Annotated in this window: 21 protein-coding genes and 3 riboswitches; of the genes, 7 read left to right on the forward strand and 14 right to left on the reverse strand. The window is 39.1% G+C overall.

The genetic code is table 11. The annotated features are described in order from the left end of the window. Positions 1-39 precede the first annotated feature (39 nt). Positions 40-2,211, reverse strand: a complete 2,172-nt coding sequence (locus tag CZ434_RS06730; protein ID WP_179107355.1) for a rhamnogalacturonan lyase — start codon at positions 2,209-2,211, stop codon at positions 40-42. Positions 2,212-2,795: 584 nt separating this feature from the next. On the opposite strand from CZ434_RS06730, the gene CZ434_RS06735 reads away from it, so the two are divergent. Continuing rightward, a complete protein-coding gene (locus CZ434_RS06735) occupies positions 2,796-4,076 on the forward strand; it encodes an SGNH/GDSL hydrolase family protein (protein WP_179107195.1) in 1,281 nt (426 codons plus the stop codon). A 130-nt stretch (positions 4,077-4,206) separates the two neighbouring features. Here the strand turns inward: CZ434_RS06735 and CZ434_RS06740 are convergent, their stop codons facing one another. From CZ434_RS06740 to CZ434_RS06750, 3 genes are all read right to left on the reverse strand, one after another. Next, positions 4,207-4,590, reverse strand: coding sequence for a VOC family protein (locus tag CZ434_RS06740; protein ID WP_077625099.1), 384 nt, complete (start codon positions 4,588-4,590; stop codon positions 4,207-4,209). 58 nt (positions 4,591-4,648) lie between these two features. Continuing rightward, positions 4,649-4,921 (reverse strand): ArsR/SmtB family transcription factor, encoded by a 273-nt coding sequence (locus CZ434_RS06745; RefSeq protein WP_077625098.1) that lies wholly within the window; start codon positions 4,919-4,921, stop codon positions 4,649-4,651. A gap of 273 nt (positions 4,922-5,194) precedes the next feature. Next, entirely contained in the window at positions 5,195-5,818 is a 624-nt protein-coding gene (locus tag CZ434_RS06750) for a DUF7010 family protein (RefSeq protein WP_179107196.1), read from the reverse strand. A gap of 220 nt (positions 5,819-6,038) precedes the next feature. Here CZ434_RS06750 and CZ434_RS06755 point away from each other — a divergent pair, with 220 nt between their 5' ends. Together CZ434_RS06755 and CZ434_RS06760 are read left to right on the forward strand one after the other, a co-directional pair. Then, positions 6,039-6,356 carry a PadR family transcriptional regulator gene (locus CZ434_RS06755; protein WP_077622419.1) on the forward strand — a complete coding sequence of 106 codons (318 nt, stop codon included), beginning with the start codon at positions 6,039-6,041 and terminating at the stop codon, positions 6,354-6,356. After that, the gene (locus tag CZ434_RS06760; RefSeq protein ID WP_077622420.1) at positions 6,353-7,078 is read left to right on the forward strand and encodes a DUF2812 domain-containing protein; all 726 of its coding nucleotides are present in this window, start codon (positions 6,353-6,355) and stop codon (positions 7,076-7,078) included. The genes CZ434_RS06755 and CZ434_RS06760 overlap by 4 nt, the downstream gene beginning before the upstream one ends. A gap of 92 nt (positions 7,079-7,170) precedes the next feature. On the opposite strand, the gene CZ434_RS06765 is transcribed toward CZ434_RS06760, so the two are convergent. Next, a complete protein-coding gene (locus CZ434_RS06765; RefSeq protein WP_077625100.1) occupies positions 7,171-8,274 on the reverse strand; it encodes a 5-methyltetrahydropteroyltriglutamate--homocysteine S-methyltransferase in 1,104 nt (367 codons plus the stop codon). Between the two features lie 139 nt (positions 8,275-8,413). Further along, a riboswitch (SAM riboswitch) is annotated at positions 8,414-8,521 on the reverse strand. 375 nt (positions 8,522-8,896) lie between these two features. On the opposite strand from CZ434_RS06765, the gene CZ434_RS22020 reads away from it, so the two are divergent. Beyond that, positions 8,897-9,040 carry a hypothetical protein gene (locus tag CZ434_RS22020; RefSeq protein ID WP_179107197.1) on the forward strand — a complete coding sequence of 48 codons (144 nt, stop codon included), beginning with the start codon at positions 8,897-8,899 and terminating at the stop codon, positions 9,038-9,040. A 349-nt stretch (positions 9,041-9,389) separates the two neighbouring features. Next, positions 9,390-10,307, forward strand: a complete 918-nt coding sequence (locus CZ434_RS06770; protein WP_077622421.1) for a class I SAM-dependent methyltransferase — start codon at positions 9,390-9,392, stop codon at positions 10,305-10,307. Positions 10,308-10,445: 138 nt separating this feature from the next. Here the strand turns inward: CZ434_RS06770 and CZ434_RS06775 are convergent, their stop codons facing one another. Beyond that, positions 10,446-11,735 (reverse strand): ABC transporter substrate-binding protein, encoded by a 1,290-nt coding sequence (locus CZ434_RS06775; protein ID WP_077622422.1) that lies wholly within the window; start codon positions 11,733-11,735, stop codon positions 10,446-10,448. A gap of 462 nt (positions 11,736-12,197) precedes the next feature. Here CZ434_RS06775 and CZ434_RS06780 point away from each other — a divergent pair, with 462 nt between their 5' ends. Continuing rightward, positions 12,198-13,028, forward strand: coding sequence for an AraC family transcriptional regulator (locus CZ434_RS06780; RefSeq protein ID WP_077622423.1), 831 nt, complete (start codon positions 12,198-12,200; stop codon positions 13,026-13,028). Between the two features lie 150 nt (positions 13,029-13,178). Here the strand turns inward: CZ434_RS06780 and CZ434_RS06785 are convergent, their stop codons facing one another. From CZ434_RS06785 to CZ434_RS06820, 8 genes are all read right to left on the reverse strand, one after another. Beyond that, positions 13,179-13,790: a trimeric intracellular cation channel family protein gene (locus CZ434_RS06785; protein WP_077622424.1), complete on the reverse strand. Its 612-nt coding sequence runs from the start codon at positions 13,788-13,790 to the stop codon at positions 13,179-13,181. A 27-nt stretch (positions 13,791-13,817) separates the two neighbouring features. Next, positions 13,818-13,895: riboswitch (glycine riboswitch) on the reverse strand. Positions 13,896-13,897: 2 nt separating this feature from the next. Further along, a riboswitch (glycine riboswitch) is annotated at positions 13,898-13,990 on the reverse strand. A 343-nt stretch (positions 13,991-14,333) separates the two neighbouring features. Beyond that, a complete protein-coding gene (locus tag CZ434_RS06790) occupies positions 14,334-15,305 on the reverse strand; it encodes a carbohydrate kinase family protein (RefSeq protein WP_077622425.1) in 972 nt (323 codons plus the stop codon). 2 nt (positions 15,306-15,307) lie between these two features. Beyond that, positions 15,308-16,789, reverse strand: coding sequence for a glycoside hydrolase family 32 protein (locus tag CZ434_RS06795; RefSeq protein WP_077622426.1), 1,482 nt, complete (start codon positions 16,787-16,789; stop codon positions 15,308-15,310). A 29-nt stretch (positions 16,790-16,818) separates the two neighbouring features. Further along, complete coding sequence (locus tag CZ434_RS06800) at positions 16,819-17,661, reverse strand: carbohydrate ABC transporter permease (RefSeq protein WP_077622427.1); 843 nt, start codon at positions 17,659-17,661, stop codon at positions 16,819-16,821. Further along, the gene (locus CZ434_RS06805; protein ID WP_077622428.1) at positions 17,661-18,539 is read right to left on the reverse strand and encodes a carbohydrate ABC transporter permease; all 879 of its coding nucleotides are present in this window, start codon (positions 18,537-18,539) and stop codon (positions 17,661-17,663) included. The genes CZ434_RS06800 and CZ434_RS06805 overlap by 1 nt, the downstream gene beginning before the upstream one ends. A gap of 61 nt (positions 18,540-18,600) precedes the next feature. Continuing rightward, positions 18,601-19,881, reverse strand: coding sequence for an ABC transporter substrate-binding protein (locus tag CZ434_RS06810; RefSeq protein ID WP_077622429.1), 1,281 nt, complete (start codon positions 19,879-19,881; stop codon positions 18,601-18,603). 138 nt (positions 19,882-20,019) lie between these two features. Next, positions 20,020-21,033 carry a LacI family DNA-binding transcriptional regulator gene (locus tag CZ434_RS06815; protein ID WP_077622430.1) on the reverse strand — a complete coding sequence of 338 codons (1,014 nt, stop codon included), beginning with the start codon at positions 21,031-21,033 and terminating at the stop codon, positions 20,020-20,022. A 242-nt stretch (positions 21,034-21,275) separates the two neighbouring features. Further along, positions 21,276-22,232, reverse strand: coding sequence for an alpha/beta hydrolase (locus CZ434_RS06820; RefSeq protein ID WP_077622431.1), 957 nt, complete (start codon positions 22,230-22,232; stop codon positions 21,276-21,278). 488 nt (positions 22,233-22,720) lie between these two features. Between CZ434_RS06820 and CZ434_RS06825 the strand changes: the two genes are divergently transcribed. Beyond that, entirely contained in the window at positions 22,721-22,909 is a 189-nt protein-coding gene (locus tag CZ434_RS06825; RefSeq protein ID WP_077622432.1) for a DNA modification system-associated small protein, read from the forward strand. Positions 22,910-22,917 lie beyond the last annotated feature (8 nt).

Consider the following 22,917-nt stretch of genomic DNA (forward strand, 5'->3'; position numbering starts at 1 on the left):
TCATGCCCTGCCAAGAATTTGTTCTGGTGTTTCGTTTGGCTATTTTACGCTGATTGTGTCTTCGCCAACAAAGATATCCCCTGCGTCAGAAGTGGCACTGATTTTCACTCTGACTTCACCTTCTTGGCTACCAATCGCTGTGATAAAATCTCTACGATCCACTTTAATTTTGTAACCGTTATTTTTGCCTTGTACTTTGCCTTTGACCGCTTCTCCGTTCACTGAAAGTTCTGCTGTAGTTCCCTTTACCAGATCAGCAGCACTTTCCGGCACCTGTACGTTGACCATCATTTTGCCTTTCGATTTCATATTCAGCGTTCCAGGTTTTACATCAACGTTTGATGGAACGACCAAGTCAATGTTCGGCGTCGGTACTTCTTCCATGTCGCTGCCAAGATAGTAACTTGTGTGCGGTGGCTGGTTGTACGCAACATTTTGCCAGGCAATTCCCAAGCGGTAAACCGGATCATGCATTAATGTCGGGATGCGGTGTTCGGTCAGATCAGTAGTCGTGTAAAGACGAAGTTCAGTGCTGTCGATATCCCTTACGATCACTTCTTCACGCCAGTCACCGATCAAGTCGGCTTGCAGCATAGGATTACCTTTCGTTCCATTGTTTGAAGAAGTACCTTCCATTTTCATGATATTGTCTAGCTCGCCGTTTTCGTAATCCCACTTATCGATGCGGAGCGTGCCGATATTGATATCATAATTCGTCCAGTCATGGTCCAGCAGTTCACGGGACAGATCGCCGTCCCACCAGATCGCAAAGTTCGAGCTCGGAATATTCTCCCCGATTTTTTCCCCTTGAGCGGTGTATATTCCACCGGTCTTACTATTCCATGCTCCACCAACTGCCCACGCTTCTGCGCCCGGGTAGCGAGGGTCTACATCGGCGGATAATCCTCTGCCTGTATCTTCACCCGTATACAATCCCCATAACATCTCGCCTGTATCGGCATCACGCATGGTGAGACCATAATCTCCCCATTCGTGGACCTGGAAGACTTCCATGCCGGGCCTGGTCGGGTCGAGGTCACTGAGGTGCATCGCATCGCCATGGTTCCAGCCGGTAGAATAAAGGCCAGTGCCATCATCATCGATTGCCATCGCGCCAAAGATGATTTCATCTTTGCCGTCTTCATCAACATCGGCAATGCTCAAGTTATGATTCCCCTGGGCTCTGTAGGCTTCGTTACCATCTTCACTATCAAACGTCCATAACTTGGTCAATTCACCATCACGGAAATTGTAGGCAGTAAGCATGGTTTTTTCATAATAACCGCGGCTCATGACAAGGCTTGGCTCTTCCCCATCAAGATAGGCAATGCCCGCCAGGAAGCGGTCCATGCGGTTCCCATACGTGTCACCCCAGTCGGCCAAATTGCCTCTGGCTGGAGAAAATTCAGTCGTAGTAAGTTCTTCACCAGTTTCACCACTAAAGATTGTTAAGTATTCAGGGCCTTCCAGTATGCGGCCGGTCTCATTCCGATAATCCACATCTGGGTCGCCGATGACATTACCAGCTGCATCGGTGGTGCCGTCTGCTGTTTTCATGGCAACTTCCGCCTTGCCGTCACTGTCCAGGTCGTACACCATAAACTGTGTATAATGCGCCCCTGCCCGGATATTCTTGCCGAGGCCGATTCTCCACAGCTTCGTACCATCCAACTCATAAGCATCCAGGAAAACTTCCCCTGTATAGCCGTCATGTGAATTATCTTTGGAATTGGACGGGTCCCACTTCAATACGATTTCATACTCCCCATCCCCGTCAAGGTCGCCAACACTGGCATCGTTGGCATTGTAAGTATAATCGACACCATCCGGCGTTGTACCGCCCTCGGGTCTATCCAGCGGAATCGAGTGATATTGTTTCCCCCAAACATCTACTTCTTTTGATTTGTCCACCGTTTTACCGTCCAGGACGGCGCTCACATAGTAGGACGAATCCACTGTCCCTTGTTCATCTAAATAGTTTGTGCTTGAGGTGATCGGTTCATCATTCACTTTTTTGCCATCCCGGTAAAGGTTAAAAGCCGTGTCTGTCGATTCTGTCCCCAACAGACGCCAGCTTACAAAGATGCCATCATCTGTGTTGACTGCCACAACACCGCGTTCCAGGTATTCCAATTGATAAGGGGTTGCCTGTGTTTTATCAGCAGCGGATGCAGATGGCACTTGTGCCGTACTGGCAAACGATGCCGCCATGACAGCAGCACTAACAACAACAGCGCTTTTTTTCAGTCCTTTTTTAATTCTTTTTAGCACGAATGAAACCTCCTGTAAGATAGAATAACTTATATGAACTTGCGTTTTGCTGGTTAAGTAGATTTACGCAACCGGTTAACGGAAACGCTTTCAATATTTGACGCAATATTCACCTCCCCTCAGGAAATGGCTTAATAATAACAACGTTGTTATTAAATGGGCAATGAAAGCAGACATTCCTCACTATCTGAGTCAAACCTCTGCTTTTTGGCGGAAAAATTAGAATATTCTATTAATATACTATGGTTAATTCTGTATCCAAGTCAACGAAGAACCCGTCTATTTCCCTGAATTGATTAGAATGGTCTAGTATACTTGTACAGCAAACCGTCTTTTAGGCGGTATTTACTAATCCATAACTACCAATACTATAAATCGGTCTGATCGACGACCATTTCTAAATGGCACAATCCATCCCCCGGCAGTACCCTCTTCCACCCTCACTTAAGTCTATTTGCCTATTTTGGTTATTCGGTTTTCCTTAGTATAATAAAGCAATATTGCATAATTACGGGAGGAACATGATGACAACGCAGAGGTTAATGTTACTCGGCATCACAGCAATCATCGCAATGAGTATATCGTTTTCGACTTTTCAAATATTCGCTAAACCCAAGAAAGGCCATTGGATCGGTGCTTGGGCGGCAAGTCAGACAAGTGCCTGGAAGACGGTCGATTGGGACGAAGGCTTTTCTCAAAACGGTTTTGAAAACGAAACAATCCGGATGATTGTCCATCCGACGGCATCCGGAAAAGAAGTGAAAATCCGGCTGTCCAATCAATTCGGGGAAAAAGCGGTAACTTTCGGCGAGGTGACCATCTCCGACACGGTTGTTGGCGCAAAGGCAGCCGCCGGTTCGATTAAGTCTTTAACATTTGATCACAAAGAATCCGTCACCATCCCTGCAGGAGAAACCGCTATAAGCGACGCCATTCCGTTTAACGTGACCGACGGATCTGACTTAACCATCAGCGTCTATATCTCCGGCAAAAGCGGCCCTGCCACCTGGCATAATACCGCCAGTCAAAAAAGTTATTTCGCAGACGGCAATGCCGCCAGCAACATTAACGGTATCGGTTTTGAACATAAAGCCGATTCCTGGTTTTATCTATCAGGAGTGGACGTTTTGACCAAGAGTGCGAAACAGCCCCGCACAATCGTGGCTTTAGGCGATTCCATTACAGATGGGCACAAATCCACCTTGAATGCCAACCACCGCTGGACGGATTTCCTGGATGACCGGCTGGATAAGCAAGTGAAAAATCAATCTTTTTCCGTTCTGAATCAAGGGATCTCCGGCAACAGGATACTGACAGATTCTCCAACCTTCGGAGAAAAAGCGCTGGACCGGCTGGAAAGAGATGTATTCTCCCAAACCGGGGTCACCGATGTCATTTTTATGGAGGGAATCAATGATATCGGCCATAGCAATCCTTACCATGTTTACGATCCGGAACTGATTATCGACGGAATGACGAGGATTGCAAAAGAGGCGCACGAACACGGCTTAAGGATTTACATTGGCACGTTGACACCTATGAATGAGTACACAGACAACCCCGATTATTACACTTCAAAAGGGGAAAATACACGCCAGGCGGTCAATCAATGGATCCGCAGCCAGGACGTTTTCGACGGGGTTTTTGACTTTGACAAAGCAATCCGGGATCCTCGCAATCCGGATCGACTTTTGCCTGAATACGACAGCGGAGATCACTTACACCCTAATGATGCAGGACTGAAAGCGATGGCTGATTCCATTGATCTTTCTGTGTTCAGGGAGCCATTAGGGGAGGACTATTAAAAAAGCCCGCTTAATTTCCGAAGGGTTTTATCAAGAATAAGAGAATAAGTAACATAGCCTATTAAAAAACAGACCAAATCGTAATATGATTTGGTCTGTTTTTCAGTAGTGAAGGCTCTTCACCATGTATTTACTGCTGAATGATTTGAATAAGGTTGCCGCACGTATCGTCGAAGACAGCTATTGTGATTTCACCCATGTTTGTCGGCTCCATCGTAAACTTCACGCCTTTTTCTAATAATCTTTCGTACTCTTTACGAATATCTGCCACACCAAACATTGTTACTGGAATGCCGTCGGCAAACAACTTCTCTTGGTACTCCTTCGCGGCAGGGTGGTTATTCGGTTCTAGCAAAAGCTCGGTACCATCTTGTTCATCGGGAGAAACTAGCGTTATCCATCGATATTCTCCTGTAGGAACATCATGCTTCTTTTCAAACCCGAGCGTTTCGGTATAAAATTCCAATGCCTTGTCCTGGTCTTCTACGAATATACTTGTAACAATAATCTTCATCATTTTTTTGCCTCCTTTGATTTTTACGATGCAGGGACTGCCCGGCTCGTTGTTAAAATTACTCAATCCATCCTTTCAACAAGTTTTTAAGCGGCTCGTTGTTAAAAATAAGCACTCGATATTTTCCTTTTCGCTTTGATTTTACCAGGCCAGCATCTTCCAATACGGAAAGATGTTTAGCTATCGCCTGTCTCGATATGGAAAGTTCGTGTTTCATAATAAGCCGTGCCGTAAGTTCATACAACGTCAACTCGTTCCGCTCGGATAGTTCGTCTAAAATAAGACGTCGATTTGAGTCACTAAGTGCTTTGAATATAGCGTCTTTATCCATAACTCGATTATACGCAACTATTCGGTTGCATGTCAATCATAGGCAACCAGATAGTTGCACGTTAATAATTAAATTTAGTTTGCTGTTAACATCTTATACTTTCTTTAAATCAAAAAAATAAGCAATCCAATTTCAATGAAAATCAGGCTGCTTATTTTATGTCAGATGTTTTTTATTTACTATTCCTTGTAATCAATCTCATTTTCTTCATAAAATTCCTTCGCTATTTCCTCGTAACTGTTTTCTCGAAAATCGAACTACTGATCCTCCACCCTAATATTTGGATGTTGCCTTTAAATCTCCGGAAAACTCCTCATCTCCTGAACTATGTTTATCAGTTGATAATCCGACCGCTTTCCCTTTCCTCTTACAGTCTAAATGGAGCCATGTAATTAAAAAGAGCAAAAAGATCACCATCGAAAATGGCACGATCCATAAACTTTCCCCTTTCAATAACAGGCCCACAACCATAATTGCGACCGAAATCACCGGTGCCATTATATAATAGGCTTTTGCATGGTAAAACCAGCCATAAGGAAAAAAGTGCGCTCCAGTTATCATAGCAAAAAAAAGAATCGCATCCTGTGGACTGTATATCATTCCCCAGAAAAGGATGGGAAAATAAATGATTTGGGCCAAATTCAAGAATAGGCCTAAATTGCCCAATGGATTATTTTCAAGCTTCCAGTCAGCCTTTATGACAGTTGAAATGCCAACAGACAACGGGAACATCAGACCCGTAGAAAATAACATATAGATGTTTTTCTGATATGTATCTATCGATGGCTGTATAAAAATGATGGTGATGATCGACCAAATCACCGCAGCAGATAATAAAAAGCCTATACCGTTTTTCCCTCTTACTGATAGTTCATTTCTGACTTCGTTTAATTCCACTGAACTTCCCTCCCGGTTATCCAACCACCCTGTTTCCATCATTATATACCAGTTTTGCAAAGTACAGATAATTCAATAAATTTTATTTTTTCATTAATTTTGAAATCCGATATATCATTTAATGATATACCTATAGACAGCTATATCATAAAGTGATATATTAAGCCTAACAAATGTATCACTTTATGATATATCAAAAACGGATACAGGAGGTGATTGATTGAAAACAACGAAGCAATTAACGGATTCCATGTTTTATATCATGGCTGCTTTGACCAAACCAAGGCATGGTTATGCGATCATGACATTAATTGAAGAACGGACAAAAGGAGAAATAACAATAGGCCCTGCCTCCATGTACACCATCATCAAGAAGTTGTTAAAACAAGAATGGATCTATCTGTATGATGGAACGGAACCAAGGCGGAAAACATATCTGCTTACGGACAAAGGAAAAGAAGTGTTGGAAGCGGATGTGAAATTGAGAAAATTGATGATAAACCTAGCAGAAATGGGATTAAAGGAGGCAGATGAATGAGGAAAACAAAGTATGTTATGTCAGGCGGGTTAGCTTTTTCAGAGATAAAGGATATGGAAAAATTACGAAGCTATTCTTTGAAGGGTTGGCATGTCAGGGATTTTAAATTTATGGGGTACACGCTTGAAAAGGGAGCTAAAGCGGAATATATCTATAGTGTGGATTACCGTTCCCTAAAGGAAGGGGATGCCGAGGAGTATTTCGACTTCTTTTCCTCATCCGGGTGGACACATATTGCTTCAGAAGGAGATATTCACTTGTTTCGTGCATTACCTGGTACAAAGCCTATTTACAGTGATCGCGAGACAGAGGTCGAAAAGCACGGTAATTTGGGAAGTTCGATGAAATGGCTCGCCATTTCGTTGATTTCTTTGACAGTTCTAGCATGGATTGGAACTATGATAAGCACAAACTCGCTACAGGTGACACTCACTGTCATTGCTGTCGCTCTAAGTGTTGTTGCCATTCCACTTTGCTGGACCGTGATAACCGTGTACAGTAATAAATCAAAAGCGGCTGGGAAAATAAACTCTGCCAGATTAGTAAAGTACTCCTTACTTTCAATAGTTATCCTGGCTAGTATTATGATTCTTTTTAATATCAATGATTCAAATAATCGAGCTCTCCTTTTGGCATATATGCTGATTGGGGCGATTGCACTTCCAACTGCGATTTGGGCGGTGATGTCTCTTTTTCATAAAATCAATGAAAAAAAAGCGTAGGTATAGTAAACACTGCTCTGCAATAAGAAACGGCATAGCCATACTTGCAATGGCTATGCCGTTCCTTTTTCCACAGTGATTTACAAAGACTCTTATCCGAAGATTTCCTTAGATAGATCCACAATATACTTCAACTTCGCCCACTGATCTTCCTCTGTCAAAATATTTCCATGGTGTGTGGAAGCAAAACCGCACTGCGGGCTGATACACAATTGATCCAATGGTACGTATTTAGTCGCTTCTTGCACACGCGCTTTGATGTTTTCCTTGTCTTCCAACTCACCGTGTTTCGACGTGAACACACCAAGCACTACTTTCGGGCCATCGTTTGGTATGTATTCCAACGGTTGGAAATCACCGGAACGGTCATCATCGTATTCGAGGAAAAATCCATCCACTTTTTCTTTCGCGAACAACGTCGGCGCGATCTTGGCGTAGCTGCCTTCAAAAGCCCATTTAGAACGGTAATTCCCACGGCAAAGGTGGGTGGTCACGACGAGATCCTCCGGTTTGTCTTCCAGCACCCCATTGATCACGCGTAATGCCAAATCAATCAACTCTTCACGGCTATAGCCACTGTCATTGAACGGAATATCCGGTGCATTAAGGCCGGCAATGTACACATCATCCAACTGCAAGTAACGGCAGCCTGCTTCATAAAAAGCTTTGACGGCATCGCGGTATGTCTGGATTACATCTTCTGTATATTCTTCAATGTCCGGATAAATGTCTTTATTGCGGATGCCTGCGTTGAACAATTGATTCGGGCTTGGAATCGTCTGCTTGGCAACGGCACGGTCCCCGACAATTTCTTTGAATTCGATAAACTCCTTTATATGCGGATGGTCCTTATTAAAGGAAATCTTACCCGTTACACGCACGTCATACCTTTCTGTTTCTTCCCCTTTAAAAGCAAATCCGTGCTCTGGAATATAGCCCTCCACTCCGTTTAAATGCTCAAGAAAATCCGTATGCCAGAAACGGCGGCGGAATTCTCCATCCGTCACAGCTTGCAATCCAACTTCGATTTGCTTGTCGACTATTTTCTTGATTTCTTCTGTTTCGATATCATGAAGCTGTTCGGCACTGATATCGCCTGCTTGAAAATCCTTCCTTGCGTTGTGAATCCTTTCTGTTCTTAATAAACTCCCCACATGATCCGCTCTGAATGGCGCAGCAATTAATGTTTTTGTCATATAAATCCCTCTCCCGCTTTTTTTTTTCACAGACATCCGACTCCCTACCTGACCATCTAAGTAAGATTGCTATTTAAAATTAAAAACCCCCTCTTCCGCATAAGAAGAGGGGGATAAATGACAAGTTAAAACCCTGCTCTTCTTATCTTCTAGCATCGAGATGCTACTGGAATTGGCACAGTACTTTTGAAAAAAGTCCGCTGCCGAGGTTTCAAAGGGCCAGTCCCTCCACCTCTCTTGATAAGAAAAATTCAAAATATTTTGTTATTGGTGTTAATTTACCAGATGGAAAATGGTTTGTCAAATGTATTTTTGCAAAATAATCTGTTTTACCGCCTCTTAGCTAAAATGGCAAATACCACTCTAAGATACCGTTTAAATCCTCAAAACAGCGGGTAAACAAGCAACCAGATATACACCATTGCAACTGCCATTTATTACAATAAAAATTTTTAAAAAAAAGTTTTTGCAAATCTCATTTTATGCTTTATAATGGACTCACAAATGATAATTCTCGAAATAATACTATATATCCATTATACCAGTGTATATCTTTTTTTATCTTTTGTTTTCTTTGCTTTACTTTTATTAACTTAATTTTACACAAGGGAGGATTTGGGCGATGACGATGATATTTACCAAAGGAAAAGAACTAATGGAGAAGGATTATTTACAACAGCAAGCAGCCTCTTTGCAGCAAGTGAGTACTTCCCCTAAAGTAAAAAGGAAACTATTTGTTTTCAAAAAAACGAAAACTAAAAAGTAAAAGGAGCACGAGCTTATTTTAGAACGATTATAGCGGGAGTATCTTGTAAGGATCCAATCCAACATTACAAGATACTCCCACTTTTTTTCCTGGATTAATTCCTTCTTCTCCTTCAATTTGGTAAAACTGCTAGTATTCTCCTAGGAACGGTTATTTTATTCTCATAAATGTTTCAAACGATATGCAGGAAAGTTAGGCCAACCAAATGTGGAAACTGTTTTGTTAAGAGCAAAATATTTTACAAAAAAATCAATTTATGCTATAATTTACAATAAAATTATCAAGGTATATAATAGGATTCTCCTGGCCGGGGGAATCCTATTTTTCGTTTTCTAGGGAGTGTGTTTCTGTGAAAGAAAAGGAGTATAGCATGACCTCATTAATTTCTGCTTTTGGCAGGGCTTATCATAGTTGTTTTGACTCACCTAAAATTTTTGATGACTATGTAGCCAAGGATTTAATTACACCAGACGAATTTAATGGGATAAAGAAGAACATGGTTCATGGTGTCCAATTCTTCAACTCAGATATAGCTCAGAAATTAGAAGGAAACACAGAAGAAATATTAAAATGGATAACTCAAATTCAGCTTTCTCCAACACCTCTGGCTCGTGCTGCTTATTCAGAAAAAGTATTGCTAAATGAAGTTGATCTTGGAGTAGAACAATATGTCATCCTTGGGGCAGGGTTAGATACTTTTTGCTATCGATATCCTGAATTGGAAACTGTTCTGGAGATATTTGAAATTGATCAGCCATCTACGCAAGGATATAAAAAGAAAAGGTTGAAAGAAGCTTCTTTTGATATTCCAAGTAATCTTCATTTTGTTGCAATGGATTTCTCTAAAATGTATTCTGATCAAACTCTAATTAATCAAGGATTTGATGTTAATAAAAAGACTTTTTTTAGCCTTTTAGGAGTCTCTTACTATCTAACTAAAGAAGAAATTTCAAACTTAATGGCTCATTTATTTAACAAAGTTCCTCCCGGAAGTTCCATTGTTTTTGATTATGGAGACGAAACTTTATTCACTGAAAAGGGTCACTCTAATAGAGTTGAGAACATGGTTAAAATGGCTGCTGCAAGCGGGGAACCAATGAAATCATGTTTTTCGTACCGGGATTTGGAGAAACTCCTGGAAACATTTAACTTACTTATTTATGAACATCTTACACCGAGTAATATAAATGAACTGTATTTTAGTAATAGAAATGACTACTTAACAGCATTTGAGACCATTCATTACGTCCATGCTGTAAAACAGTGATCTCCCAATGATGAGTTATTAAATCTCATGCCAGTCTAACTCAAGTACAGTTCACCAGCATTATTTAAGAGGCAAAAAATATCTCCTGTTCACTAAATGAACAGGAGATATTTACTTATTAGACCAATTTAATTCTATTTACTGTGCAAGGATGTTTTGTGCTTCATTCCGGAATTTTTCCGCCCCTTCTTCCGGAGTTATTTGTCCATAAATGATTTCATCCGCAACAGACTGCAATGCTCCAATAACTTCTCCGGCCCCTTTTGGATCAGGAGGACCCAGGGGTGAACTATTGTCTTCCACCCATTGGGAATATTCAAAAACTTTCGCTTGTGCTTCAGGCATTTCCGCCTTTAATGCTTCTTTTACTTCTGAAGACACGGGAATCCCCCGATCAGCTAAAATTAACTTATTCGCTTCTATACTATTTACAAAGAAATCGATGAATTTGGCGGCAGCCTCTTTATGTTCGGAGTTTTCGGCCACTGACAAGAACATACTAGGTTTTAAAAATACCCCTTTCGTTTCTTCCGTGGAGGCAGGTGGATTTTGTAGATCCAGTTCCATGTCTGCAACCTCTTGGACTCCAGGGAATTGGGTAGACCAAGCAATGCCGCCCAAGGATTCGCCTTTCGGTAGCGGTGTGTCGGATACTCCGGATTGCTGTGCTACTTCATCTGGAGTTAGTCCTGCGCCCGAATCGACCAGTTCTTTTTGCATCGAAAAATAATCGACAAACAATTGGTCATCTTCATACCCTAAACCTTTACCATCCTCAGCAAACAATGCTGCTCCCTTTGTTCGTAAGTAATAATTGAAATTTACTTGGGCAACGTCTACACCCGCACCCGCCTGATAACCTGCTTCAGCGGCTTTTTTGGCAATATTCACGTAATCATCCCAAGACCATTCTTCTGGCAGTCCATCTAATCCAACAGCTTCCACTACTTCAGGGTTATAATAAAAACTCAATGCAGTAGTTCCAATATTAAATCCGTACATTCCGCCGTTGACTTCTCCACCTGATAGAACATTCTCCGAGATGTTATCCACATTAATTTGTTCTCCAACATAAGGCGTTAAATCCGCAATCTGGTTGTTACTGGAATACTCTGCAATATAAGATAAATCCATTTGAATAATGTCCGGCAGCTGGTTTGCAGCCGCTTGCGGAGCCAGCTTTCTCCAGTAATCATCCCAGCTTGCATATTCTGGCTCTACCGTTATACCAGGGTTTTCTTCCTCAAACAATTCAATCACTTCTAAGGTATAATCCGCTCTGTTCTGTTCTCCCCACCAGGCAAACTTTAGGGTGATGTCTTTGTCAGAGGAGTTATTTTCACTAGTGCCACTAGCAGAATCTTCACCGTTACAAGCAGCAAGAAGACCGATGATCAAAAAACTTACTACCAAGAAAGGCTTTTTCATATTATCTCTCCTTTTTTTGCTTCTTAAAAAATTTTTAAATCACCCATCAATATATAAAGCGCTTACATATTTATGGTACTTATACATTAGCATTCAAGGGAGTCGGTAATTAAATATGTAGTACAAGTCGCAGCTAGTAATGTTTGGAAGGAAATCACTTGTAGTTTTGTTGCAGCAATTATGGCTGCTGGGGAATCACTATAAGACAAATTAATCTTTATTTATCTGTTCCGCACTAAAGATTAGTGCTTCCATAATTTTCACTCCCTTCTTATAAGACTGAATATAAAAATACAACTCTATTAACCATTTCTAATCAACAGATATATAGTAATAAAACCATTATATTTTCAAACTATTTACAATACAATTGCAATTTATTGAAAATACATTGCAATTAGATTCATTTTAACCTAAACTAAATTCAATAAAATATTTAACCTTTAAAAAAAGAGGTTGCGTATGAATTATCAAGATTATTATGAAGATCATCAACTACTTTTCCATAAGAACTGTGACATGCCGCCACATCAAACCAAATACGGAATGCACACCCATGAAATTTATGAGTTTTATTATCTTCTATCAGGAAAAGGGACTTTTAGCGTAGAAGGGAATGAATACTCACTAGATCCTAACAGTATTATGCTCATGCGTTCCAATGAATCCCATTATCTCCATATAAATAATGACCTTCCATATGAGAGGATTGTACTTCATTTTTATCCACAGCTCTTAGATCCAATAGACCCAAATAGAACATTACTCGGTCCTTTTGATAACCGAGCTTTGGGAGACAGCAATCACTATCCACCGGGTTCTTTTTCCAATCAATTAGTGCGTTCCTGCCTGAATAATATACTGGAAGTTAAAGATAATGGTTACCAAAAAAGAGTAGCTATTATAACGAATCTTCTTACTATCTTAAATGAATTGAATAAAAGTTTTCATAACAAAAATCCTCAAATATTATTCACTGCACGAAATTCCCAAATGACTAAAGTGATTAGCTACATTAATGAACACCTATTCGAAAATATTAGCATCGAAAGTATTTGTAAGGAATTTCATATAAGCAAATCTCAGTTAAATATCTTATTCACTAAGGCAACTAATACAACTGTATGGAAGTATATAACAATCAAACGATTGATAAGCGCTAGACAATTGCTTTATGATGGCGTCCCTGCTTTGGAAGCATGCATGCAATCCGGCTTTAAGGATTATTCTACCTTTTACCGGAGATATAAAGATTATTTTGGTACTTCTCCTCAGCGGGATATGCATAAGTGATGATACTAACCTCACAAACAGATACAGGCACCTGTCTGTAAGTTCCCTTGTGTGAAAGTTTCTGCCTCACAGTATTTCAACCTTTAACCATCTTGTTTCAGGATCTTTTACTGCTATAGAAACACGAAAAGCCCACGCTGAGTGAGCTTTTCAATCTTCTTGTAGTTTTTGAATGGTTCTAGTAGGCAAACTCCAACCGAACCGATGGGAGATGCCCCGTAATATTAAAGTTACGGCAAAAAGGATATAAAATTGATAAGATTCGGATAACCATTCCATCCCAATAACAAATCCAGCTAAAAGTGCCCATAACACATAGACATCCTGATGCAGAACATTTGGCTTTTGTTGAGCCAGCACATCGCGAATAATTCCTCCACCCGCTCCGGTTATCGCGGCTGCGAACATCACAGCCAACAGCGGCAAGTCTATCGATTGGGCATACATCGCTCCCTGAACAGCAAATGCCGACAAGCCAATCGAGTCAAATATATTCCATTTCGTCAAAAGGCGGACGGAATTATCCGGCAATAAGAGAACGATGCTTATGGTGATGAGCGCAACAATAAAAAGCGTGTTTTGCTGCCATAATTCGATGATCGGTATGCCGATAAAAAGGTTTCTGACCGCGCCACCGCCAAATGCTGTAATTAATCCTAAAACATATGCGCCGATAATATCATATTTTACTTTCAGCGCCACGATCGCCCCACTCATCGCAAAGGCAATCGTGCCAATCATGTTCAACACATCCCAAACCATATAATCCCCCTAATCATTAAGTCAAAATCTCTGTCCGTTCACCTGAGAGTTTTTACCTAATGTTAGGGTCTACCCCGTGGGTGTGTCTGAAACACTCTCCAGAGAAGCGTCCTGCCGTGGTCCTTGGACCTGAGAGATTCATCTTTTCAAAGATTTGCCCCTTCGGTGACGTAGGAAACGTTCTCTCCCACAGCAGTCTTCCGCAAGTATGATTTTATAGTTATACAGTATAGAGGGATGGGGTGGGTTGTCAATGGGAATTTTGATTGGAGGAAATGTTAAGGACGCTATAAAAAGTTGACGCAGTTAAACGGAGAGGGTACTAAATAACGAAAGGTGCCTGTCACTTTATCATTTTGGCAAACGTGACAGGCACCTCATCTAATGGTCAGACATAATTACAGGTCAAGCTGTATAGTCTGATTATAAATACTTTTTCATTAAAATTATAATCCTCTTATACTAACAGGAAGGCAAAAAAATCCTAATATAATTTTAAAAATATTTTAAATAAACAATAGCTTATATAATTATGATAAGAAGTTAAACTCTTTTTGACCTCATCATAAAATCAGATAGTTCTTCCTTAGTAGGCAAAGCACTTATTGCTCCGTTTCTTGTCGTTACCATTGCTGCAACAGAGTTCGCGAAAGTACCCATATCACCTAATTCAGTTAGAGTAATTTCCGACAGATCTTTATCCTTTAGAGAAAAACGATATAAAAATGCTCCAATGAAGGAATCTCCTGCCCCCGTAGTGTCAATAGAATGAACATTAAATCCTGCGACACTTATTTTCCGATTATTTATAAAGAATGTCACGCCTTTCCTACCTCGGGTCAAGATTAATAACTTGATAGGTTGGGATAGAAGGTGTATGATTCCTTCTTCAATTGTTTCTTTATTCGTAATCAATTTCACTTCATCATCACTAACTTTCAATACATCGGCATATGGAATAAACTCTTGGATAGTTGTTGAATATAATTCTTGATCCTCCCAAAGATTCTTTCTAACATTAGGATCGAAAACTACCAATCCGTTTTGTTCTTTTATTTTTTTTATTGCTTCTATATGAGCATATTTAACTTCGCTCTCAATCAGGCTTACAGAGCAAAAATGCAATATATCACTATTGGTAAATTCTATTGTTTCTATATGTTTTCTGTCCAAAAGCATATCCGCACTTGGTTTTCGATAGAAAACAAATTCTCTTTCTCCTCCTTCTTTTAAGGTAACAAATGCTAAAGCCGTATTCGCTTCCCTCGTATGAGTTATTTTGGTCACATCTACCCCATTTTCAGCTAACACATCTTTAAGGTAATAACCAAACATATCATCGCCTACCTGGCCGATAAAAGTGCTATGCCCTCCTAGTTTTGCAATAGTAGCAGCGACATTGGCAGGGGCGCCTCCTGGTTTTTTTCTAAAACTCTCTACTTGATTAATCGATACTCCTATTTCATGAGGGATAAAATCAATAAGAGCCTCGCCTATCGTATAAACTTTTTTCATGTTTACACCTCTATGTCCCATTTGTTTAAACTAATAATCTCTATCTCTCCTTCAGCGGCGATTTTCAGCTTGTCTGCTTTTTTCTTTGGATAAATAGTAGAGGTCATAGTGAACTTTCCTTTGTTAATAAACACTTCAATAGAAGCCCTATCTACAAAAATTTCCAAGTTCAACTTATCATTTTCCGATTCACAGTAAACTGCTCGCTTGAATACTTGCTCTTTTTCGTTGCCAACTAGCTCCACACCACTACTCTTCCGATTTAACTCGAGCAAATCAGCGTGACAATCATATGTTATTAGTGTTTTTTCTTCTTCATTCGAACGTACTTCTAATTCAAAACGTTTCCCCATTTTTGTGTCTAAATCTAGTTCAAGAGCATAGACCTCACCTGATAGTCCTGCAAACTCTTTACTATTGTCTTTCAATCTAATATTGTTTATGCTTTGTTTGTTTTTATAGTAATTTTTAATTTCTCCTACAGGTCTTTGGTAGATGTGATTATTTTTGATAGACAGTTCCCTTGGTAATGTCATTGCTCCTGCCCAACCGTGATTTTCTGTATCGGTTGGAATATTTCTTCCCCACATTTGCATCCAAGAGGTCATTATCCTCCTGTTACTATCATCCGTGATGGTTTGCGGGGCATAAAAATCTAACCCATAGTCTAACTCCTCTGTCTTTTCTTTATGAAAAGTTCCTTCTTCCCAATCCATTTTTCCAATGATAGAAACAACAGAATGAGTATTAGGAAACTTCATTTCCTGTTTCGGCAACCCTTCCACTGATATAATTAGCACATCTTTCCCATCCAAGCTAAATAAATCAGGACATTCCCACATTGCACCTTCGCCTTCTTCTCCTTTTAACATGACAGAGACAAATTCCCAATCCAGTAAATCCCTAGATTTATAAAGCAGAATCTGGCCTCCTCCATCTTCCGCTTTGGAAGCAATTAAAGAAAAGTATAGCTCACCCTTTTTTATCACTTTCGGATCTCTGAAATCTTGTGGGGCAGCATTTTTGGGAAGGTGATCTTCTGTTATAACAGGGTTCTGCTCTGCTTTTTCAAAATTAATACCGTCTGACGAAACAGCGATACACTGGACTTGCCTAATGTCTTCGTCCTTCTCTCCCATAATATGTCCGGTGTACATAAGATACATTTTCCCATCTTTTTCTATTGCCGTTCCAGAAAAACAACCATCTTTGTCATAAATTTGGTCTGGTGCTAAAGCAACTGGGAAGGTTTCCCACTTGATTAAATCCTTACTTTTTGCATGACCCCAATGCATCGGTCCCCATTCAGCCTTATATGGATAGTACTGATAAAACAAGTGATACTCTCCTTTATAATAGATAAAACCATTCGGATCATTAATCCAGCCGATAGGTGCCATAAGGTGATAGTGATGACGATACCCCTGTTTTACCTGATTGCTACTTTTCTTTATATAATTATTTGCACGTTCTAGTGTGTACATCCATATTCCTCCTATTAATCAACAATACTTTACTTTATTCCAGTTCCAGATCCACCCATTCCTTGCAGGAGATATTTTTGAGCTACTACATAGACAATAATTAAAGGTATTGTTGAAATTGTAAGAATTGCCATTACCTGATTCGTATAGACAGGTTCGGTGGTATTTATATTAGTTATAGCTACTTGAAGAGGTAACTTCTCCGTATCTGTTAAAACCATTAAAGGCCACAGGTAATCGTTCCAGCTCGCAATAAAGGTTAATGTTCCTACTGTGGCAATCGCAGGCTTAGACATTGGCAACATTATCTTCCAGAAGATGGTCCAGTAATTTGCCCCATCTAATTTAACAGATTCTATAATTTCATCTGGAACCGCTTTAAAGAAGTTTCTAAATAAGTAAATGAAAAACATATTGGCAATCAGAGGTAATATAACTGCTAATCTGGTGTTTAGTATTCCTAAACTGTGAGCTACTGTAAATTGAGTAATAAGAATGGTTTCGGCCGGCAAAATTAACAATGCAATTAAAAGACCGAACATAATTTTTTTGCCTATAAATTCAAACTTAGCAAACGCATATCCTGCCATTGCATTAACAACAATTGAGCCTGCTGTTATCATGACTGCATAAAACACACTGTTGAATATATATTGAATAATATTAAACCTTGAAAATAATTCTTGATATGTTTCAAACCATTGGGTTGGGTTCATAGAAGGAAGTAATGATTGAATACCACCCATATCCACATAGATTTCTTGTTCTGGTTTCATCGAGGAAGCAATCATCCATATCAAAGGAAAGATGAAAATACATGCTAATAAGATCATGAAGAGATATTCTATTGTTTTTTTTGATTTTTTGTTCATTAAAATTCATCCTCCTTTGTGACTCTACTTTGGATAAACGTTACAAAACCGATGAATAATCCAAAAATAACCATCATGGCACTTGAGTATCCGATCATTCGGTCAGTGAATCCAGTCTGGAAAATATAATACACAGGCGTCATAGTGGAATTCATTGGTCCACCTTGTGTCATAACCATTGGTTGTATGATTAATTTAAAAGCCGAGATTAATGTCGTGATCATAATTAAAATAGAAGTAGGCTTAAGCAAAGGCATCGTTATGTATATGAATTTCTGCCATCGATTTACACCATCAATCTTACCCGCTTCATATACATCCGAAGGGATATTCTGAAGTCCCGCCAGAAAAATCAACATTTGGTAACCTGCACCTTGCCATGCCGAGACGAAAACAATAGTATAAATTGCTTGGTCAGGACTGCTTAAAAATGGCTGTGGATCTAATCCGATGTTTACTAAAATACTGTTTATTAACCCTTCAGAAGGGTTAAGCAAATATAGCCATAAAACAGATATTACAACCAAGGATAGGACAACCGGAGAGAAAAAGGCTACTTTAAAGAAGATATTTCCTCTTCTTTGCTTGTTAATTAATAAAGCTAATCCAAGAGCTGCCCCAACTTGGATAGGGATTATAAAAACTACAAATATCATTATGTTTTTAAGACTTTGAATAAAGATAGGATCCTTAAAGACTTCAATGAAATTATTTAGACCAATAAACTGCCTATCGTCTGGCGTTAATAAATAATAATCAGTAAAAGCATAATAAATCGCTAGTCCTGCAGGCACAATTAAAAAAAGTCCTAACAAGATAAAAGCTGGAGCCAAAAATAAATATGCCACGAGATTGTGATTTTCCTTTATATTATTCATGGGTGAAAACTCCTTTTAAAAATCTTCCGGCTTGGAATAATCCAAGCCGGATTATTGATTTCTAGTTCAACGCTTTATCCATTTGCGTGGCTTTATCATCCAACAGTTCTTGGATATTTTCATTTTCTTCGTAATAAGCTGCATCGCTTACAGTTTGTTGGAAGATCCGACTGATTTGAGGATACTCTGGCAAAACTGGTCGGGCTTTCGCTGAATTTGAGTTTTGATTAATAAGCACATTCATCTGTGGTGAGACTTCATCTTGGACCTCTTCTATTACTGAACTAGCAGCTGGAAGAACACTATTTGCTAAAGTTATTTCTGTTAGAGATTCAGTAGATGTCATAAAATCAATTAATGCACCAGCTGCTTCTTGCTTTTCTGTTGTACCTGACATAGCAAACTGCCAACTACCCGAAGGCGAAACTAACTCATTCGTATCTGGAGATGTTGGGTATGGCATAATACCGTATTCTACATCCGGATATTCTTCAAGTTCTTGAATCGTCCATGACCCGCTCATCTTCATTGGGTATTCTCCAGTATGAAATCCTTTTTCCACAGGATCAATTGTTGTGTAACCCTTTTCGACCATATCCTGAATGAAATTGAAAGTCTCTACACTATTTTCATCATTAAAGACGCCAGTTGCAGTCGTTCCATCTTCAGACACTATGTTACCGCCTTGTGACCATAGAAATGGCGCAAAGGCATACATCAACCATTCGCTCTTATCGTCCAAGCCCACATTGATTGCAGGGGCATTGTAGTGATTCTCTAATGTTTCACATAATTCCATAAATTGGTTCCAATCCCACGGACTTTCCACTGTAGGTAAAGTAGATAAATCAACACCTGCTTCTTCTAACATTTGCTTATTATAGTAAATACCAACACTGGACTCTGAATAACCGATAGCATATAACTTGTCTTCATACGTACCTTGCTGAATAATACTAGGCAAGAAATCATCCTTGTTACTTATGTAATCATCGATAGGGGCTATTACCCCGGATTTAGCATAAGCAGCTGTGTTTGGACCATCCAACGTTAATACATCTGGCAATGAATCAGTCGTTAAAGCAGCATTTACTTTATCCTCATATCCGCCACCACTTCCACTTCTAGTAATAAATTCGACGTTTGCTTTATATTCGCCCTCATATTCCTGATTAAATCTATCTATTATATTCTGAATTGCTTCTCCTTCAGCAGTTTCATTGGACATATGAACCCAAATATCAACCTCATTGTTACTACTTCCCGATGATGTTTCTCCACTACAAGCTGAGAGTACTAGAGCTGCTAATGTGCAAATAACCAAAAATGTAAACCCCTTCATTTTTTAATTCCTCCCTTTAATTTCTTTAAATAAATTGTATGTCAACCGGTTTCATATGTCAACCGGATGACATACAATTTGAAATTTTTTTGGATTAAAATTTTTGCTTTTTAAAAATTCGGTAATTCATCTAATTAGTTAAGTGGTTTCACTTTCAATTAGTGTAACAGGCAGCATTGTCTCTAGTTGAACATCACCGTTATCACCGTTTATTTGCTTGATTAGAATCTCTATTGTCTTTTCTGCTATTTCTTTTATAGGTTGTTGTATCGTACTTAATTCCGGTAACAATAATCTAGTTGTCTCAGTACCATCATATCCTATTACTTTTAACTTAGATGGGATATCAATGTTTCTGTTTTTCGCTTCTCTTAAAACCCTTGACGCAATAATATCATCACTTGCAAAAACACCATCAACCCGCGGGTTTTCGTCAAATAATTTTTCTATGATTTTTTCTTGATCATCTAATCCGACTTCGTAGGTATGAGGAGTTAAATCATTTTCTCTCATCGTATCTTCATATGCTTTTCTTCTTAAATTGGCTGGTGTCTCTAAAGATATTGGTCCATTGATATGGATGATATGTTTACAACCTTTATTAACTAACAATTGAGTAGCTTGTGTTCCTCCATCATAATTATCACTTGAAACTACCGGAGTATTTTCGGATAAATAACGGTCAACCCCGACGACGGGTAATGAAGGTATATCATACTCTTCCATTCTCCGATTATGAGCCCCTGCGATGATTCCATCCACTTGATTTCTTTGCAGCATTTTTAAATAGTTTTTCTCTTTATCCTCTCTGCCTTGGCTGTTACAAAGCAAAGTCTTATATCCCATAGACGCAGCAATATTTTCTAAATGGAAGATAAGTTGTCCATAGAAAGGGTTGCTAGTGGTTGGAAAAATAACACCAATTAAATATGTTTTTTGTATAAATAAGGATCTAGCTATATCATTTGGAAAATAATTCAGCTGCTCCATCGCCTGTTGGACTTTCGTTCTTGTTTTTTCACCTATGTAGCCACGGTTATTTAGGACCCTAGAGACAGTTGTCGGTGAAACACCGGCAACTTTAGCAACGTCTGCAATTTTAGGCTTAGTATTAGATGCATTTTTAGTGCTGTCAGTAATTCTAGGTTTCATACTTCTTTCCTCCCATTAATGAACTAATAAAAAGATTTGATTCAAGACATTTTTTCAATATTAAATTCAATAGTACACCGAAAATAATCTTATCACACTTTAAAGCAAAAAGGTCCTTCAAAAGGACTCTTAATCTAGGTTGTTTACTCTGAGAAAAACAATTTTATCTTTTCCATTATATCATTCAGTAAAAAAGACATAACTCTACGTATAGTTCATAGAGCTACGTCTTTTTTCATCATTTACTCCTTTTTTTGTTCCATCATGATTTCAAATGGAGTCGATTCAGGCAAATCCAGCGCAAATCTTTTTCCCAGCCAGGATTCAGCTTCTATTATCCATCTTGCGGCATCTTGATCGATTTGGCTTTTCGCCTGTGCGGTAGCCTGGTTTGAAAGGCTTAAGCCATGCGGGCCTTTTTCATAGATATGCACTTCGTAAGGAATCTTTTGATCAGCAAGCGCGTTAGCCATTTTCAGTGTATGTTGGGCTGGTACTAAAGTGTCTTCAGATGTAGCCCAGAGGAACATCGGCGGAGTACTCTCTGATACATGCAAGGCTGGACTTACTTCTTTAAGCGTTTCATCATCAGGATGCTTGTTACCTGTAAGTGCGAGATTTGATACCTCAAATAGTTTCTGGTCGTCAGGACTTTTTGGTAATGACCGCATAAGAAGGTAATCACTTAATGTGTATCCAAGAATGGCTGCCGCAGGTTTAAACATATCTGGTTTTTCATTAAAATATTCATACATTATTGGCTTGTCCCAGTTCACAGAGTACATGGCACAGTTATGTGCACCCGCTGAGAATCCACAGATTGCGATTCTTTCCTCATCTACCAACCATTCCTCCGCATGTTCTCTGATTGTAAGCATCGCTTTTCCAATCTCTCTCATAGGTGTAGGATGGATGCAGTTTTCATTGACTTCCATTTCTTGTTCGAAGTCCGGATAGCCAAACTGTCCTCCCGTATAGGTAGAATACCGAAGCACAAACGCATGATATCCCATCGATGCAAACCTCAACGCCACGGCTTCTCCTTCTCTGTCAGAACAGGAAAGATAGGCCCCTCCAGGACAGATAATTACAGCAGGTCTCTTCTTACCTCCCAATAATTCCGGTGAATCCGAAATCACGTAGGTTGTCAGCGTTACGTCTTCTCTTCCTTCATAAAATTTTATTACTTGTGAATGCATGGCCTTCTCACATCCTTTTGGATAATTATCTTTATGATAGCGCTAAATTGTAAACGTTTCATTTTAAAATACTAGTTTGGTTATATTTATCCCGCATTTTAGTAATGTCATTAAGGCAGGTACAAAATGTTATTTACTTTGATTGATTTCTTAGAATTTATGGTGCAGCATTATTAAGGTTGTACAATAATTTCCATGGTAGGACATATTAACTTTCATCCAAATTATTTATCAAACCTATAAAAAAGGGAACCGCAAAATCTTCAAAGACCTTTGCAACTCCTAAAAATAAGCAAGCAGTTATGATGCTGTCAACTCCAACTTAACCATCCCTGCAATCGCTGAAGGAGTAGGTTATTCAAGTATGACTTTTTATTTAAAAAATTACTCTTGATTTGTAATATTTGGATTTATTCTGTCAACATCTATAAAATTTTGTAATAGTATAGTAATATTGAAGATAATTATGCTTTTAAAAGGTGATGTAAATGAAAGAAATAAAACGCAGAGAAATTGAACTTTTAGCAAAGAAGTGTATTGAACACGATATTCCATTAAAACTTGCTAAAGACTTATTAAGAACTGCAGAAGAATTATCCTATCAAAATCATAGTCAAGGTGCCAGAATAAAAGAGTACCAGGAATTAATTGATTTTCATTCCAGAAATCATAAGTAAAGGTGATT

The sequence above is a fragment of the Sediminibacillus massiliensis genome (assembly GCF_900156915.1).
Taxonomy (GTDB): Bacteria; Bacillota; Bacilli; order Bacillales; family Amphibacillaceae; genus Sediminibacillus_A; species Sediminibacillus_A massiliensis.

Excerpts from the sequence above, each read along its gene's own strand:
- CZ434_RS06765 (WP_077625100.1), bottom strand. The coding sequence starts at position 8,274 with ATGACAAAAACATTAATTGCTGCGCCATTCAGAGCGGATCATGTGGGG.
- CZ434_RS06780 (WP_077622423.1), top strand. The coding sequence starts at position 12,198 with ATGAATTATCAAGATTATTATGAAGATCATCAACTACTTTTCCATAAG.
- CZ434_RS06815 (WP_077622430.1), bottom strand. The coding sequence starts at position 21,033 with ATGAAACCTAGAATTACTGACAGCACTAAAAATGCATCTAATACTAAG.
- CZ434_RS06740 (WP_077625099.1), bottom strand. The coding sequence starts at position 4,590 with ATGAAGATTATTGTTACAAGTATATTCGTAGAAGACCAGGACAAGGCA.
- CZ434_RS06820 (WP_077622431.1), bottom strand. The coding sequence starts at position 22,232 with ATGCATTCACAAGTAATAAAATTTTATGAAGGAAGAGAAGACGTAACG.
- CZ434_RS06810 (WP_077622429.1), bottom strand. The coding sequence starts at position 19,881 with ATGAAGGGGTTTACATTTTTGGTTATTTGCACATTAGCAGCTCTAGTA.
- CZ434_RS06790 (WP_077622425.1), bottom strand. The coding sequence starts at position 15,305 with ATGAAAAAAGTTTATACGATAGGCGAGGCTCTTATTGATTTTATCCCT.
- CZ434_RS06805 (WP_077622428.1), bottom strand. The coding sequence starts at position 18,539 with ATGAATAATATAAAGGAAAATCACAATCTCGTGGCATATTTATTTTTG.
- CZ434_RS06775 (WP_077622422.1), bottom strand. The coding sequence starts at position 11,735 with ATGAAAAAGCCTTTCTTGGTAGTAAGTTTTTTGATCATCGGTCTTCTT.
- CZ434_RS06785 (WP_077622424.1), bottom strand. The coding sequence starts at position 13,790 with ATGGTTTGGGATGTGTTGAACATGATTGGCACGATTGCCTTTGCGATG.
- CZ434_RS06735 (WP_179107195.1), top strand. The coding sequence starts at position 2,796 with ATGACAACGCAGAGGTTAATGTTACTCGGCATCACAGCAATCATCGCA.
- CZ434_RS06800 (WP_077622427.1), bottom strand. The coding sequence starts at position 17,661 with ATGAACAAAAAATCAAAAAAAACAATAGAATATCTCTTCATGATCTTA.
- CZ434_RS22020 (WP_179107197.1), top strand. The coding sequence starts at position 8,897 with ATGACGATGATATTTACCAAAGGAAAAGAACTAATGGAGAAGGATTAT.
- CZ434_RS06760 (WP_077622420.1), top strand. The coding sequence starts at position 6,353 with ATGAGGAAAACAAAGTATGTTATGTCAGGCGGGTTAGCTTTTTCAGAG.
- CZ434_RS06825 (WP_077622432.1), top strand. The coding sequence starts at position 22,721 with ATGAAAGAAATAAAACGCAGAGAAATTGAACTTTTAGCAAAGAAGTGT.
- CZ434_RS06795 (WP_077622426.1), bottom strand. The coding sequence starts at position 16,789 with ATGTACACACTAGAACGTGCAAATAATTATATAAAGAAAAGTAGCAAT.
- CZ434_RS06745 (WP_077625098.1), bottom strand. The coding sequence starts at position 4,921 with ATGGATAAAGACGCTATATTCAAAGCACTTAGTGACTCAAATCGACGT.
- CZ434_RS06730 (WP_179107355.1), bottom strand. The coding sequence starts at position 2,211 with ATGGCGGCATCGTTTGCCAGTACGGCACAAGTGCCATCTGCATCCGCT.